This window comes from Pseudomonas sp. FW215-R2, from assembly GCF_058789255.1.
Genome location: NZ_JBYTBO010000008.1, coordinates 1 through 14,843 on the forward strand (window position 1 = coordinate 1; position 14,843 = coordinate 14,843).

The 14,843-nt window shown below is 63.3% G+C and carries 14 protein-coding genes; 3 read left to right on the forward strand and 11 right to left on the reverse strand.

Annotated features, from left to right (window positions below):
- Both AC3WRD_RS12775 and AC3WRD_RS12780 read right to left on the reverse strand, forming a co-directional pair.
- Positions 1 to 678, reverse strand: a 678-nt coding sequence (locus AC3WRD_RS12775; protein ID WP_102650848.1) for a TPM domain-containing protein, incomplete at its 3' end; no start/stop codon positions are given.
- A gap of 13 nt (positions 679 to 691) precedes the next feature.
- Positions 692 to 1,300: a LemA family protein gene (locus tag AC3WRD_RS12780; RefSeq protein WP_096819459.1), complete on the reverse strand. Its 609-nt coding sequence runs from the start codon at positions 1,298 to 1,300 to the stop codon at positions 692 to 694.
- A 260-nt stretch (positions 1,301 to 1,560) separates the two neighbouring features.
- On the opposite strand from AC3WRD_RS12780, the gene bglX reads away from it, so the two are divergent.
- The gene (gene bglX, locus AC3WRD_RS12785; protein ID WP_102621455.1) at positions 1,561 to 3,852 is read left to right on the forward strand and encodes a beta-glucosidase BglX; all 2,292 of its coding nucleotides are present in this window, start codon (positions 1,561 to 1,563) and stop codon (positions 3,850 to 3,852) included.
- A gap of 137 nt (positions 3,853 to 3,989) precedes the next feature.
- Here the strand turns inward: bglX and AC3WRD_RS12790 are convergent, their stop codons facing one another.
- From AC3WRD_RS12790 to AC3WRD_RS12830, 9 genes are all read right to left on the reverse strand, one after another.
- On the reverse strand, positions 3,990 to 5,147 hold the full coding sequence (locus AC3WRD_RS12790) for a phospholipase D-like domain-containing protein (RefSeq protein ID WP_102621456.1): 1,158 nt from the start codon (positions 5,145 to 5,147) through the stop codon (positions 3,990 to 3,992).
- A 1-nt stretch (position 5,148) separates the two neighbouring features.
- Complete coding sequence (locus tag AC3WRD_RS12795) at positions 5,149 to 5,739, reverse strand: YceI family protein (RefSeq protein WP_102621457.1); 591 nt, start codon at positions 5,737 to 5,739, stop codon at positions 5,149 to 5,151.
- Positions 5,740 to 5,820: 81 nt separating this feature from the next.
- Positions 5,821 to 6,591, reverse strand: coding sequence for an IclR family transcriptional regulator (locus AC3WRD_RS12800; protein ID WP_102621458.1), 771 nt, complete (start codon positions 6,589 to 6,591; stop codon positions 5,821 to 5,823).
- 59 nt (positions 6,592 to 6,650) lie between these two features.
- Positions 6,651 to 8,108, reverse strand: coding sequence for an amidase (locus AC3WRD_RS12805; RefSeq protein WP_102621459.1), 1,458 nt, complete (start codon positions 8,106 to 8,108; stop codon positions 6,651 to 6,653).
- Entirely contained in the window at positions 8,105 to 9,415 is a 1,311-nt protein-coding gene (locus AC3WRD_RS12810) for a citrate-proton symporter (protein WP_102621460.1), read from the reverse strand. Before AC3WRD_RS12810 ends, AC3WRD_RS12805 begins: the two co-directional genes overlap by 4 nt.
- A 79-nt stretch (positions 9,416 to 9,494) precedes the next feature.
- Entirely contained in the window at positions 9,495 to 10,670 is a 1,176-nt protein-coding gene (locus AC3WRD_RS12815; protein WP_102621461.1) for a M20 aminoacylase family protein, read from the reverse strand.
- A 144-nt stretch (positions 10,671 to 10,814) separates the two neighbouring features.
- A complete protein-coding gene (locus AC3WRD_RS12820; protein WP_096819467.1) occupies positions 10,815 to 11,117 on the reverse strand; it encodes an amidase in 303 nt (100 codons plus the stop codon).
- Positions 11,114 to 12,193 (reverse strand): serine hydrolase domain-containing protein, encoded by a 1,080-nt coding sequence (locus tag AC3WRD_RS12825; RefSeq protein WP_102621462.1) that lies wholly within the window; start codon positions 12,191 to 12,193, stop codon positions 11,114 to 11,116. Before AC3WRD_RS12825 ends, AC3WRD_RS12820 begins: the two co-directional genes overlap by 4 nt.
- Before the next feature lie 31 nt (positions 12,194 to 12,224).
- The gene (locus AC3WRD_RS12830) at positions 12,225 to 13,130 is read right to left on the reverse strand and encodes an acyl-CoA dehydrogenase middle domain-containing protein (RefSeq protein ID WP_102621463.1); all 906 of its coding nucleotides are present in this window, start codon (positions 13,128 to 13,130) and stop codon (positions 12,225 to 12,227) included.
- Between the two features lie 153 nt (positions 13,131 to 13,283).
- On the opposite strand from AC3WRD_RS12830, the gene olsB reads away from it, so the two are divergent.
- Together olsB and AC3WRD_RS12840 are read left to right on the forward strand one after the other, a co-directional pair.
- On the forward strand, positions 13,284 to 14,039 hold the full coding sequence (gene olsB, locus AC3WRD_RS12835) for an L-ornithine N(alpha)-acyltransferase (RefSeq protein WP_102621464.1): 756 nt from the start codon (positions 13,284 to 13,286) through the stop codon (positions 14,037 to 14,039).
- Positions 14,039 to 14,833 carry a lysophospholipid acyltransferase family protein gene (locus AC3WRD_RS12840; protein WP_102621465.1) on the forward strand — a complete coding sequence of 265 codons (795 nt, stop codon included), beginning with the start codon at positions 14,039 to 14,041 and terminating at the stop codon, positions 14,831 to 14,833. Before olsB ends, AC3WRD_RS12840 begins: the two co-directional genes overlap by 1 nt.
- The last annotated feature ends 10 nt before the right edge of the window (positions 14,834 to 14,843 follow it).

Here is a 14,843-nt window from a genome sequence, read left to right on the forward strand (position 1 = left end):
GCCAAAACCACCGCCACCAAAGCCACCCCCTCCTCCGGAGCCGCCCCGGCCGGCGGGAAGGATACCGAGCATCTGGCAGATAAAAACAGTCAGGATGAACAACATCACCAGAAATACGAACAACGCCGGGTGCCGCGAGACGAAATCGTCCGACGGATCGCCGGCCGATTCATACACCGTGGAAGGTTCGTCCAGTGGATTGCCGCCCAGCACCACCAGCATCGCCGCCACACCGTCGCTGATGCCCTTGCTGAAATTGCCGGCCTTGAACGACGGCGTGATCACCTGATGAATGATCACCGAACTCTGGGCATCGGTCAGGCGATCCTCCAGCCCGTAGCCGACTTCGATGCGCAATTTGCGCTCGTCCCGGGCGACGATCAACAGTGCGCCGTTGTTTTTGTCCTTCTGGCCGATGCCCCAGTGCCGGCCCAGTTCAACGCCGTAGTCCTCGATGGTAGTGCCTTGCAGGTTCGGCAACGTCACGACCACCAACTGCTCGCCAGTCGCCTGTTCGTGGGCCTGCAACTGCTGGTTCAGTTGCGCGCGCACCGACGGCTCGATCATCTGCGCGTCGTCCACCACCCGCCCGGTCAGCGCCGGAAAGGTCAACTCGGCCCGGGCGCTGACGGCGAACAGCCACAGCATCAGCACCAGGCCCATCTTCAACACGCGCATGGGCATCCCCGGCTCAGAACTTCACTTCCGGGGCCTTGTCCGCGCCGGGGCTGGTGGCTTCGAAGGTCTCGCGGATCGGCAGATCGCTGTACATCACGCTGTGCCACAGGCGACCGGGAAAGGTGCGGATCTCGGTGTTGTATTTCTGCACCGCCAGAATGAAATCCCGGCGGGCCACGGCGATGCGGTTTTCCGTGCCCTCAAGTTGCGATTGCAGGGCGAGGAAGTTCTGGTTGGCCTTCAGGTCCGGATAACGTTCGGACACCACCATCAATCGGCTCAAGGCACCGGTCAGTTGATCCTGGGCCTGCTGGAACTGCTTGAGCTTTTCCGGGTTGTCGAGGGTGCTGGCATCGACCTGGATCGACGTCGCCTTGGCCCGGGCCTCGACCACCGCCGTCAGGGTTTCCTCCTCGTGCTTGGCATAACCCTTCACGGTTTCCACCAGATTGGGGATCAGGTCGGCGCGGCGCTGATACTGGTTCTGCACCTGGCCCCAGGCCGCCTTGGCCTGTTCGTCGAGGGTGGGGATGTTGTTGATACCGCAGGCGGTCAACAGCGTGGCCAGCACCAGCAAGGTGGCGACCTGCAAACGCGAGCGGTAGACAGGACTGACATTCATCGGACGGGTGCTCCCTTGCACATTTCATGAAAAATGAATCGCGAAACATTCTCAGCCGGCGGTTGGGGCATAATCGCCCGCGCCACTGGATTGCGGCGGGCCGATGGGCTAAAAAGAGGCCCTGCGCGATCACGTCGTCGAAACTGACGATGTACATTCGGCTGTCGTTTTCTGAATCAGCACCCGAACAACAATAGTCGCTCCCTAAATTTTGGCTGGCCGGCATTGCAACGCCGTTTAGGCCCTTGAGAAAACTATTCATGAAGAAGCTGTGTTTGCTGGGCCTGTTCGTCAGCCTGGCCAGTCATCAAGTACTGGCCGCCACGACCCCGGTACCCCTGGAAAACAAGGATGCGTTCATCAGTAACCTGATGAAACAAATGACCCTCGACGAGAAGATCGGCCAGTTGCGCCTGATCAGCATCGGCCCGGAGATGCCTCGCGAACTGATCCGCAAAGAGATCGCCGCCGGCAACATCGGTGGCACCTTCAACTCGATCACCCGCCCGGAAAACCGGCCGATGCAGGACGCTGCCATGCGCAGCCGCCTGAAGATCCCGATGTTTTTCGCGTACGACGTGATCCACGGCCACCGTACGATTTTCCCGATTCCATTGGCCCTCGCATCGAGCTGGGACATGGACGCCATCGGCCAGTCCGGGCGCGTTGCCGCCAAAGAGGCCGCAGCCGACAGCCTCGACATCACCTTCGCGCCGATGGTCGATATTTCCCGCGACCCGCGCTGGGGCCGCAGCTCCGAAGGTTTCGGTGAAGACACCTACCTGACCTCGCGCATCGCCAAAGTCATGGTCAAGGCCTATCAGGGCGACACGCCGAGCGCGGCCGACAGCATCATGGCCAGCGTCAAACACTTCGCCCTGTACGGCGCGGTCGAGGGTGGTCGCGACTACAACACCGTCGACATGAGCCCGGTGAAGATGTACCAGGACTATCTGCCACCGTACCGCGCTGCGATTGATGCCGGCGCCGGTGGCGTGATGGTCGCGCTGAACTCGATCAACGGTATCCCGGCCACCGCCAACACCTGGCTGATGAACGACCTGTTGCGCAAGGAATGGGGCTTCAAGGGCCTGGCGGTCAGCGACCACGGCGCGATCTTCGAGCTGATCAAGCACGGCGTGGCAGCCGACGGTCGTGAAGCGGCGAAGCTGGCGATCAAGGCCGGCATCGACATGAGCATGAACGACACCCTGTACGGCAAAGAACTGCCGGGGCTGCTCAAGTCCGGCGAGATCGAACAGAAAGACATCGACAACGCCGTGCGTGAAGTGCTCGGGGCCAAGTACGACATGGGCCTGTTCAAGGACCCGTACCTGCGCATCGGCAAGGCCGAAGACGATCCGGCCGACACCTACGCCGACAGCCGCCTGCACCGCGCCGACGCCCGTGACGTCGCCCGTCGCAGCCTGGTGCTGCTGAAGAACCAGAACGAAACCCTGCCGCTGAAGAAAACCGCCAAAGTCGCGCTGGTCGGTCCGCTGGCCAAGGCCCCGATCGACATGATGGGTAGCTGGGCCGCTGCTGGCCGTCCGGCGCAATCGGTCACCCTGTTCGACGGCATGAGCAGCGTGATCGGCGACAAGTCGAACCTGATCTACGCCCGTGGCGCCAACATCACCAGCGACAAGAAGGTCCTCGACTACCTGAACTTCCTCAACTTCGATGCGCCGGAAGTGGTCGATGACCCGCGCCCGGCCAACGTGCTGATCGACGAAGCGGTGAAAGCCGCCAAGGACGCTGACGTAATCGTTGCAGCCGTGGGCGAATCCCGTGGCATGTCCCACGAATCGTCGAGCCGTACCGACCTGAACATCCCGGAAAACCAGCGTGAGCTGATCCGCGCCCTGAAAGCCACCGGCAAGCCGTTGGTGCTGGTGCTGATGAACGGCCGTCCGCTGACGATCCTTCAGGAAAAGGAACAGGCTGACGCGATTCTGGAAACCTGGTTCAGCGGCACCGAGGGCGGCAACGCCATCGCCGACGTGCTGTTCGGCGACTACAACCCGTCGGGCAAACTGCCGGTGACCTTCCCGCGTTCCGTGGGTCAGATCCCGACTTACTACAACCACCTGAGCATTGGCCGGCCATTCACGCCGGGCAAACCGGGCAACTACACCTCGCAGTATTTCGATGACACCACCGGGCCCCTGTTCCCGTTCGGTTACGGCCTGAGCTACACCGATTTCAGCCTGAGCGACATGGCGCTGTCGTCGACCACCCTGAACACCACCGGCAAGCTCGACGCCAGTGTCACGGTGAAAAACACCGGCAAGCGTGACGGCGAAACCGTGGTGCAGCTGTACATCCAGGACGTCACCGGTTCGATGATCCGTCCGGTCAAGGAGCTGAAGAACTTCCAGAAGATCATGCTCAAGGCCGGCGAACAGAAAGTCGTGCACTTCACCATCACCGAAGATGACCTGAAGTTCTACAACGCCCAGCTCAAGTACGCGGCAGAGCCTGGCAAGTTCAACGTGCAGATCGGCCTGGATTCCCAGGACGTGACGCAGCAGAGCTTTGAATTGCTGTAACTGTTAAAGCTAACCGATCGTTCCCACGCTCCGCGTGGGAATGCAGCCCGGGACGCTCCGCGTCCCAAAGCGGACGCAGAGCGTCCATTGAGGCATTCCCACGCAGAGCGTGGGAACGATCAATCGGGGGTTGGCGACTAGCCGCGTCTATCCAGCAGGTTGACCACCACCCGATCCACCCATCCCCAGATCCGCTGTTTCACTCGCCGCCACAACGGCCGGCGCTGCCATTCCTCCAGACTCACCTGCTGACTCAGGCCGAAGTCCTTCTCGAAACTCGCCACCACCGCTGCTGTCAGTGACGGATCCAGCGCCTCCAGATTCGCCTCAAGGTTGAAGCGCAAATTCCAATGGTCGAAATTGCATGAGCCGATGCTCACCCAATCGTCCACCAGCACCATTTTCAGGTGCAGGAAACACGGCTGATATTCGAAGATCTTCACCCCGGCCTTGAGCAGGCGCGGGTAATAGCGATGCCCGGCGTAACGCACCGAGGGATGATCGGTACGCGGCCCGGTCAGCAGCAGGCGCACATCGAGGCCACGGGCGGCGGCTTTGCGCAGGGAGCGGCGGATTTTCCAGGTCGGCAGGAAGTACGGCGTCGCCAGCCAGATGCGCTTCTGGCCGCTGTTCAGTGCGCGGAACAGTGATTGCAGAATGTCGCGATGCTGGCGGGCGTCGGCGTAGGCCACACGGCCCATGCCCTCACCGGTGTCGGGCACACGCGGCAAACGCGGCAGGCCGAAATTCGCGTGAGGCTTCCAGGCCCGGCGATGGCGGTTGGCGATCCATTGGCGGTCGAACAGCAATTGCCAGTCGAGCACCAAGGGGCCTGTGATCTGCACCATCACTTCGTGCCATTCGCTGGTGTCGTGGCCCGGGGTCCAGAATTCGTCGGTCACCCCGGTACCGCCGACCACCGCCAGACGCTGATCGACCAGCAACAGCTTGCGATGATCGCGATAGAAATTGCCGACCCAGCGCCGCCAGTTCAGCCGATTGTAAAAACGCAGCTCGACCCCGGCACCGGTCAGCCGCCGACGTAGCGTGAGGGTGAACGCGAGACTGCCGTAATCATCGAACAGGCAACGCACCCGCACGCCCCGCTCGGCTGCCAGCACCAACGCCTGAACCACGGTTTCGGCACAGGCGCCGGCCTCTACCAGATACAGCTCCAGTTCAATCTGCTCACGGGCGCGGGCGATTTCCTCAAGCATGCGCGGGAAGAATTGCGGGCCGTCGATCAACAGTTCGAAGCGGTTGCCGTCACGCCACGGGAACACTGCGCCGCGCATGTCAGCGCGCCGTGAAGATCAGCACCGCACCCACCGGCACCGATAGACTGATGGCCGACAGGCCGGCCATTTTGCGCAAGCTTTCCAGCCCTGGCAGCAGATCGAAATCCTCGGCGCTGATCACCAGCGGCTCCAGCGTCACCACTTGAAAGCGTCGGTCATCAAGCCGAGTGGCGAGCAGTTCAGCGGGGTATTCGTGCTGTTTGCCGTGCAGGTTGACGGTCAGCGGCAGGCGCAACTCAAGTTGCGCGCCGGGGGCCAGATCGTTGATCGGGCGCAGGTCGATTTGCGTGGTGATGGTCGCCTCGGGAAATTGCTCGATCTGGAACAGTTCCTTGCGCATGCGTTCGTCGCGCAGCGGGATGCCGCTGTTGATCGAGTCCAGCTCGACCTCGACTTCGGCGCGGCCATCGGGATCGACCTTGCCGTGCAGCACCAGAAAGCGCTGCACTTCGGACACGTTGGCGTTTTTCGTGCTGACGAATGACAGCCGCGACGACTCGCCGTCCAGATACCAGTTGGCCTGGGCCGGCAGCGCAGCGGCGCCCAGCAGCAGGCCGGCGAAGGCGTTGCACAGAGAACGGTTGAACATTGAAGACTCGTGGGGCCGATAAACCTGCACGAACCTTAACTGGCCGTGGCGCTATTGCAAACTGTCAGTCTGTGCAAAGGCTCAGACCAACGCCTGCTGCACCTGGCCAATAGTCGCCGCGAGGCTGTTGAGGTGCAGGCTCAGCACCCGCTCCACCGGCGCCTGATCCATCGGCCAATGCAGCGCCATGCTGCCGACCAGTTGCCCCTGCGCACGAATCGGCAACGCCACCGCGCGAATCAGGAACGGCAGGCGCACCGGGTATTCCCAATAACCTTCGGTGCGCTGACCGAAGCCCTGATGCAGGGCTTGCTCGGTGGCCTGCAATGCCCCGTCATCCGCCAACTGTTCGCGCTCGGCCAGGCGCCGCACGTCCTGGCTGTCGAGCTCTCCCAGACAGGCCCGGCCCATCGCCGAATGAAACAGGCTCGCGTGATGACCGACGATCTGACAGTTGTTCGGATAGCGTTTGCGCAGCACTTGCGGGATCGCGCTTTCCATCACTTCAACCCGCTCGCCGTCGAAGCACGACAGATCCGCCACCAGCCCGGTGCGCTCGCTGAGTTCGAGCAGCATCGGCGCGGCGCTTTCCACCAGATGGCGCTTGAAGCGTTGCTGACGATCACCGAACAGCCGCTTGGCGCACAACCGGTAGCGACGGTCGCTGAGGCCACGATAGATCCAGCCCTGCTCCTGCAAGGTGGCGAGCATCCGCGACACTGTGGCTTTGGGCAGGGTGGTCAGGTAGTGCAACTCTTCGAGTCCCAACGCCTGATGCTCGCCGAGCAACTCGACGATGGCCAGCGCCCGTTCGACCGAGCGCACGCTGCCGGTGTCTGCCTTGCTGCCCATGTGTTCGACCTCCGTGGATGCGGGTGAAAGATCACTTCGTGCAGCAAGATGCGGGCCGCTCAGGCCGATTGCAGGCATGCCGGCGGTCGCCGCTCGACCCAGCGCGTCAGTTGCTCATGAGCATAGGCCAGTTGCAGCACCGCCCGATCCGCCTGGGCAGGGCCGATGATTTGCAGGCCCATCGGCAACCCGGCCGGGTTGAAACCCACCGGCACGCTGATGCTCGGCAACCCCGCCAGTGTCGGGCCGATCACCACTTCCATCCAGCGATGATAGGTGTCCATGGTCTGCCCGCCGACGACTCGCGGCCACGGTTGCTGTGCATCAAAAGGGAACACCTGGGCGGTGGGCAGCAGCAGGAAATCGTAACGCTCGAACAACTCGCTCACCGCGCGATACCACTCGCTGCGCGCGACCGATGCCTGATAGACCTCGGCAGCGGTCAGACGCAAACCACCCTCGATTTCCCACTGCGCTTCGGGTTTGAGCAGCGCCCGTTTTTGCGGGTCGGCATACGCCGCGCCGAGGCTGCCCTGCACCAGGAAATGGCGGTGCGTGAGCCAGGTCTGCCACAAGCGCTCCATGGAAAACTCCGGCTGACAAGCCTCGACCTGACAGCCCAACGCACTGAAATCCGTCAGCGCCGATTCGCACAGGCTCAACACGCCATCGTCCATCGGCAGATAGCCGTTGTAATCACCGAGCCAGCCGAGGCGCATGTCGGTGAAGTCCTGTTGCAGGTCCAGCCCGAAATCCCGAGGCTCATCGGCCAGCGACAGCGGTACGCGCGGATCGTAACCGGCCTGGGTCGAGAGCAATCGCGCGACGTCGGTGACCGTGCGCCCCATCGGCCCTTCGGTGGCCAGTTGCTGGACGAACACTTCCGGCGCCGGCCCATGGGGCACGCGGCCCTGGGACGGGCGGAAACCGAACACGTTGTTGAACGCCGCCGGGTTGCGCAGTGAGCCCATCATGTCGCTGCCATCGGCCACCGGCAGCAGGCGCAGGGCCAGTGCCACCGCCGCCCCGCCGCTGCTGCCGCCGGCGATCAGGTTCGGATCGTAGGCGTTGGTGGTGGTGCCGAACACGCTGTTGTAGGTCTGCGAACCGAGGCCGAACTCCGGGACGTTGCTCTTGCCGATGATGATCGCCCCGCAATCCCGCACCCGCGCCACGCTGATCGCGTCGTGCTGCGGCACTTGCTCGGCAAACAGCGGCGAGCCCAGGGTGGTGCGCAACCCGGCGGTGGCCGCCAGGTCCTTGATCGCCTGGGGCATGCCGTGCATCCAGCCCCGGGACTCGCCGCGATCCAGTTGCCGGTCGCATTCATCGGCTTCGCGCAACAGCACGTCCTGCGGACGCAGCGAGACCAGCGCGTTGACCGCCGGATTGAAGCGTTCGATGTGCGTCAGGTAGGCCTGCATCACTTCGCGGCACGACACCTTGCGGGCATGGATCGCCCGGGACAGCGCATCGGCATCGAGGACGACAATCGGATCAATGGCTAACGGACTCACGGTTTCACTCCCAGGTTGAGCGCAACGGATTTCTTCGCACGCGGGGCCTCTTGCAAACAGTAAGTACCGAGCAGGGTCAGCAGGCAAGCGAACAAGACATAGAACGACGGCGCCACCGGGGTGTTCAGAACTTTGCTCAGCCAGGTGACGATCAGCGGCGCGAAACCACCGAACACCATCACCGCTACGTTGTAGGCCACCGACACGCCAGTGGAGCGCACTTCAATCGGGAACTGCTCGGCCAGCGCCGTCGGGGCCGGGCCGAAGAACCCGCCAATCGCCGTGCACAGCAGCAGTTGCATCACCAGCAAGCGCTCGATCGAAGGCGCCGCCGCGACCCACACATAGAGCGGATAGACCATGACGAAAAATGCCAGGGTGAAGGCCATCAGCACCGGCCGCCGACCGAGGCGATCGGACAGGGCACCGGACAGCGGAATCACCACGGTCATCAGCCCCACCGCGAGCATCTGCACCAGCAGCACCTGATCCAGCGGCAGGCCGAGGTTCTTGTGGGCGAAAGTCGGCATGTTCACCAGCACCACGTAGAACGACACCGTAGCGCCGCAGGCCAGGCCCATCGATACCAGCAGGCTGCGGCGATGCTCACGCAGCACCTGCCACAAGCCCGGTGCGGCGCCTTTGGCCTTCTTGCGCGCCTCGAGAAACTCTTCCGGTTCTTCCATGTGTTTGCGAATCCACAACCCCACCGGGCCGATCAGCAGACCGAGCACGAATGGAATCCGCCAACCCCAACTGTCCAGCGCTTCGGGGGAAAACAGGTGCGTGACCAGCGCCACCATCGCCGCACCGCTGAACACCGCCAGGCATTGCCCGACCAGTTGCCACGAGCCATACAAACCCTTGCGATGGGCCGGCGCACTCTCCACCAGAAACGCCGTGGCGCTGGCGTATTCACCGCCCGTGGCAAAGCCCTGAAGCATCCGCGCCACCACAATCAGCAACGGCGCACCCATGCCGATGGCGGCGTAATTCGGCGCGAACGCGATCAGGGCGATGGACACGGTCATCAGGCGGATGATCATCTGCATCGCAGCCTTGCGCCCTTTACGGTCGGAATAGATGCCCAGCAGGATGCCGCCCACCGGGCGCATGAAAAAGCCGACGCCGAAAGTCGCCAGCGCCATCAGCAGCGAGGCGTAGTCGTCGTCGGACGGGAAAAACTGCCGGGCGATGATGCTCGCCAGAAAGCCGTAAACGATGAAGTCGTACCATTCCAGGGCGTTGCCGATGACGGCGGCGACCACTTGCCGGGTGCGCGAAACGCCTGCGTTCGAAATCTGCATGGGGATTCTCCAGAAGCTGTGGGTTGACCACGCAGGCACGTGCGCACCTGCGCTTCAGCGGCAGCAAAAAGTGAAGAAATCAGGCCGGCTTGAGCCAGCTCTCGGTGAGCGCGCCCCAATACGCCGCGCCGGTCAGCAGAATGTCGTCGTTGAAGTCGTAGGCCGGGTTATGCACCATCGGCCGCGCCACGCCGTTGCCGATGAACAGGTAGGCGCCGGGGCAGCGCTGGAGCATCCAGGCGAAGTCCTCGCTACCCATCAGTTTTGGTGTGTTGCCATCCACGGCATCGGCGCCGACCAGTTCGACGCCGACCTGACGGGCGAACTCGGTTTCGGCGGCGTGGTTGACCAGCACCGGATAGGCCGGACGGTGTTCGAGGGTCGAGGTGCAGCCGAAGCTTTCGGCCTGGGCTTCGATGATCGAGCGCACGCGGTCCAGTGTCTGTACGCGAACTTCAGCGTTCAGCGCCCGCAGGCTCAGGCGCAGGATCGCCTGTTGCGGAATCACGTTTGCCGCTTCGCCAGCCTGCAATGCGCCGACCGTCACCACCGCCGCCTGCTGCGCATCGATGTTGCGCGCGACCACGGTTTGCAAAGCCATCACCACACTCGCTGCCGCCACCAGCGGATCCACCGCCAGATGCGGCATCGATCCGTGGCCGCCGACGCCTTCGATGGTCACCGTGAGCAGATCCTGCGAAGCCATCATCGGCCCTTCGCGAAAGCCCAGGTGCCCCGCCGGCAGGCCCGGCATGTTGTGCATGCCGAACAGCGCATCGCACGGGAAGCGTTCGAGCAGGCCATCGGCGAGCATCGCTTCGGCCCCGCCCTGCCCCTCTTCGGCGGGCTGGAAAATCAGCGTCAGGGTGCCGTCGAACTGACGGGTCGCCGCCAGATAACGCGCCGCGCCGAGCAGCATCGCGGTGTGCCCGTCGTGGCCGCAGGCGTGCATGCAGCCCTGATGACGGCTGCTGTAAGCGACGCCGGTGTTCTCGATGATCGGCAGCGCATCCATGTCGGCCCGCAGCCCGAGCCTGCGTGAACTGCTGCCGTTGCGCAGCACCCCGACCACGCCAGTCTTGCCGACGCCAGTGTGGACTTCATAGCCCCACTCTTCGAGCGACCGGGCGACCAGCGCCGAGGTGCGGCTTTCCTCGAAACCGAGTTCAGGGTGGGCGTGAATGTCCTGGCGGGTGGCGTGCAGGTCGCCAGCCACGTCGTTGAGCCAGGCCAGAATGTGCTGATGTCGGGGCATGACGGTTCTCCTCGCGCGGGTGTTTCCCGGTCTTGTTGTTCGGTGTTGTTTCACGACACATGAACGGCAGGTCGTGCTCACCGCCAGATAACCGCGAGACACGCGAGAGGACAATCGAATGTGGTTCCGCAGGGTGGAACCGGATCAGGGTTGCAGGCGACAGCCTTGGCGTTCGCCTTGCCACCGGGCGCTGTTGCTGCGCCCCATGCCGCTGGCGGTAACCAGTTTTTGCGTTCGGTCATCGGTCAGTTCGCTGGGCAACCATTGCTTCACGTAGCCACGGCAATACTCGGCGTCGTTGTTCATGACGTAGCGGCACGAACAATATTCCTTGGCGGTGTAGGCGCTGATGATGTCCGGGAAGGCCCACAGGTTTTCGCGCTCGTGCCAGCCCCAGCCCAGCAGCACGACCAGCAGCACCAGCAGGATTCGTCTGAACAACTTCATGGCCGCACCGCCCCGAGCACACGCTTGAGCAATTCGTTGTGGCGATAGCTGCCGTCGCGGTCATCGCCGTAGCGCACGATCACCAGTTTTTCGCTCGGGATCACGTACAGCGCCTGGCCCCAGTGGCCGAGGGCGGCAAAGGTGTCGGGGGGTGCGTCGGGCCATGGCGAGGGGGCACCGTCTGCCGGGCGATTGAGCCACCACTGGCCGCCAGGCACGGCTTCGTCCTGATTAGCCTTGTAGCCGGCGAAGGGTTGGCGATTGAAGGCGACCCAATCCTTGGGCAACAGCTGCCGGTCGTTCCAGCGTCCGTCCCGTTCCATCAGCAGGCCGATTCGCGCCAGATCCCGCGCCGTCAGGTAAGCGTATGAAGACGCGACGAAGGTGCCCGTGGCATCGGTTTCCCAGGTGGCATGGCGGATGCCCAAGGGATCGAAAAGTGCCGTCCATGGATAGTCGGGATACCGCTGCGGGCCGACGATGGTTTTCAGCGCCGCTGCCAACAGATTGCTGTCGCCGCTGGAATAGCGGAACGCCTGACCCGCTGGTGCGTAGCTGTCGTGGTCGGCGGTGAAGGCGGCCATGTCGCGGTGGCCACGGGTGTAGAGCATCGCCACCACCGAGGATTTCAGCGGGGCGTATTCGTAGTCTTCCTGCCAGTCGATGCCCGAGGCCCAGTGCAGCAGATCCTGGATCGTGATGGCCGGGTGTTTTTCCAGCACCGGGTAAAACTTCGCGACGGGATCATCGAGCTTGAACAAGCCTTCGCCGTACGCCACGCCGAACACCGTGGCCATCAGGCTTTTGCTGATCGACCAGGTCAGGTGCGGCGTGTCGGCGGTGGTCGCAGCGGCGTAGCGTTCGTAGATGAGCTGACCGTCGCGGATCACCAGCAAGGCGTCGGTGCGGATGCCCTGGCGGGTGTTGTCATCGCGGGTCGGGAAGGCGTAGGCCTCCATTGCATCGACGGCCGGGCCGGTGAGTTTCGGGCCACTCGGCCACTGCTCGCCCGGCCATTGTTCGGCCTGAACCGTGAAGCTGATCAGCAGCAGAAACAGGGACAGGCCTTTGAACATGGTGAGGGCTCTGGGGATGAACCTGACAAGACTAGCCGGCGTTCATGACAGATGTGTTTTGACTTGCCGCCAACGCCTTGGCCAGACGCTTGGCCCGCGCACCTGCGGCCAGTTGCATGACCGACTGATCGCGCTGCCACATCGCTGCCCATTCCGGATTGCCTTCGAGCAGCGCCTGATCGACTTCCGCTTTAAGCCCGTCGAACTGCGCAAACAAGCCACCGAGCAACACATGCCCCGCCGGATTGTTCGGCGGCTGACGACTGACTTCCGCGCAACCGGCCAACAGCGCCAGCAAGCGCAATTGCAGCGGCTGCGGCCAGCCGTTGTCCTGACCGACGCCGTACAGCCACGCGGTCATTGCGCTGAGCACATAGACATCTTCAAGGCTGCGGAACGGTTTGACGTAGGCATCCCAACCGTCCCCGGCGAGCAACTCACACAGAGCCTCGTCGAGGTACAAGCGGCCATGGCTGATGTCCGGCATCAACGGCAACGGCGGGAGCTTTTCCACGCGCACGCCGGACTCGCCGGGGTACACCACCGCCAGGCTCAGGCGCGGCGATTCGCCGGGTTGCTCACTGCGGGCGGCGATCAACAGCCAGTCCGCTGCATCGCCGGCGGTGACGAAATCCTTTTGCCCGCTAAGGCGCAGATCCGTGAGCCGGGTCTGCATGTCCGCCGGTCGCAGGCTGCGCTGTTCGGTCGCACACAAAGCACCCAGGCTCGGCGGCGCGCTCGGCCAGAGCATCCGCAACGCCGCCTGATAGCCCACCAGAAACGCCAGCCCCGGCGTCGCCATCCGCCGCCCTCCCGCCACCGCCAGTTCGAACGGCGTAACGCTGCCCAGTTGATGCAGCAGCGTGGCGAAACCCTCCGCCAGATCGGCAACGGCGGGCAGGCGTTCGCGACATTCAAGCAGGGTCGACCAGGTCATCAGAGGCTCCTCGTGGGCTGTCATATAAGCATCACCAAACATTCATGGCGATGACACCGGGGCTACATAGCCTGACTTTGCACAACACGGCTGCATAAAGAAAGTCGATCGGCTGTAACCCACGACGGGTTAAAGGCCCGTACGGAGATTCAAATGACTCAGATCGCCCGCATCAGCGACACCGGCAATGAACGCCATCTGCAAGCCGAACGCCTGATCGGCGCCGAGGCCTTGCAGCAAGCCCAGGCCTTGCGTTTCAACGTGTTCAGCGGCGAGTTCAACGCCAAGCTGAAAGGCGCGGAACTGGGTCTGGACATGGATGACTATGATGTTCACTGCAGCCACATCGGCGTGCGTGACCTGAACACCGGCCGCCTGGTGGCGACCACCCGTTTGCTCGATCACACCGCCGCCAGCAGCCTGGGCAAGTTCTACAGCGAAGAAGAATTCAGCCTGCACGGCCTCGCCGGTCTGCAAGGCCCGATCCTGGAAATCGGTCGCACCTGCGTCGACCCGGCCTACCGCAACGGCGGCACCATCGCCGTGCTCTGGGGCGAACTGGCCGAAGTCCTCAATCAGGGCGGCTACAGCTATCTGATGGGTTGCGCGAGCATCCCGATGCAGGACGGCGGCGTGCAGGCCCACGCGATCATGCAGCGCCTGCGCGAACGTTACCTGTGCACCGAACACCTGCGTGCCGAGCCGAAGAACCCGCTGCCAACCCTGGATATTCCGTCGAACGTGATTGCCGAAATGCCACCGCTGCTCAAGGCCTACATGCGCCTGGGCGCGAAGATCTGCGGCGAGCCGTGCTGGGACGAAGACTTCCAGGTCGCCGACGTGTTCATCCTGCTCAAGCGCGACGAACTCTGCCCGCGCTACGCCAAGCACTTCAAGGCGGCCGTGTGATGAGCCGGCTGCGGGTGTACGCGCGGATCGCGCGGGTGCTGCTGGTGGTGACGCTGGGTTTGAGCATGGCCAGTGTCTTCGGGGTTTTCGAGCGATTGGGTCTGGCCCATTCGATGCAACGCCGGCAGCGCTGGTCGCGGTTTTTCATGGCGCGCCTGAGCAATGCCCTGCCCTTTCGCGTAACCGTCCACGGCGAGCTGCCGAAGCAGCCGATGCTGTGGGTCAGCAACCATGTGTCGTGGACTGACATTCCGCTGCTCGGGATGCTCACGCCGCTGTCGTTTCTGTCCAAGGCCGAAGTGCGCACCTGGCCGGTGGCCGGTTGGCTGGCGGCGAAGGCCGGCAGCCTGTTCATCCGTCGCGGTTCGGGCGACAGCCAGTTGATCCGCAAGCAGATGACCCGTCACCTGCAAACCGATCATCCGCTGCTGATGTTCCCGGAAGGCACCACCACGGATGGCCGTTCGCTGCGTACCTTTCATGGTCGTCTGCTGTCGGCGGCGATTGATTCGGAAGTGAAGCTGCAACCGGTGGCGATCCGTTATCTGCGCAATGGCGAGATTGATTCGCTGGCACCGTTCATTGGCGACGACGATCTGCTGTCACACCTGATGCGCCTGTTCAGCAACGATTGCGGCGATGTGGAAGTTCACCTGCTCAAACCGATTGCCTGCCAGGGCCGGGAACGCGCGGCGCTGGCGTACGAAGCCCAGCAAGCGGTGCAGAAAGCGTTGTTCGGCGAGGTGGCCAAACCGGCCGAACCGCGTCGTGCAGGCGAGCTGATCGCTGCCTGATCGTCAACAT

Bases quoted from the DNA above. Each gene is read 5' to 3' on its own strand.
- AC3WRD_RS12810 (WP_102621460.1), bottom strand. From the start codon at position 9,415: ATGCAGATTTCGAACGCAGGCGTTTCGCGCACCCGGCAAGTGGTCGCC.
- AC3WRD_RS12790 (WP_102621456.1), bottom strand. From the start codon at position 5,147: ATGCGCGGCGCAGTGTTCCCGTGGCGTGACGGCAACCGCTTCGAACTG.
- AC3WRD_RS12830 (WP_102621463.1), bottom strand. From the start codon at position 13,130: ATGACCTGGTCGACCCTGCTTGAATGTCGCGAACGCCTGCCCGCCGTT.
- AC3WRD_RS12840 (WP_102621465.1), top strand. From the start codon at position 14,039: ATGAGCCGGCTGCGGGTGTACGCGCGGATCGCGCGGGTGCTGCTGGTG.
- AC3WRD_RS12780 (WP_096819459.1), bottom strand. From the start codon at position 1,300: ATGAATGTCAGTCCTGTCTACCGCTCGCGTTTGCAGGTCGCCACCTTG.
- AC3WRD_RS12825 (WP_102621462.1), bottom strand. From the start codon at position 12,193: ATGTTCAAAGGCCTGTCCCTGTTTCTGCTGCTGATCAGCTTCACGGTT.
- AC3WRD_RS12815 (WP_102621461.1), bottom strand. From the start codon at position 10,670: ATGCCCCGACATCAGCACATTCTGGCCTGGCTCAACGACGTGGCTGGC.
- olsB (WP_102621464.1), top strand. From the start codon at position 13,284: ATGACTCAGATCGCCCGCATCAGCGACACCGGCAATGAACGCCATCTG.
- AC3WRD_RS12795 (WP_102621457.1), bottom strand. From the start codon at position 5,739: ATGTTCAACCGTTCTCTGTGCAACGCCTTCGCCGGCCTGCTGCTGGGC.
- AC3WRD_RS12820 (WP_096819467.1), bottom strand. From the start codon at position 11,117: ATGAAGTTGTTCAGACGAATCCTGCTGGTGCTGCTGGTCGTGCTGCTG.
- AC3WRD_RS12800 (WP_102621458.1), bottom strand. From the start codon at position 6,591: ATGGGCAGCAAGGCAGACACCGGCAGCGTGCGCTCGGTCGAACGGGCG.
- bglX (WP_102621455.1), top strand. From the start codon at position 1,561: ATGAAGAAGCTGTGTTTGCTGGGCCTGTTCGTCAGCCTGGCCAGTCAT.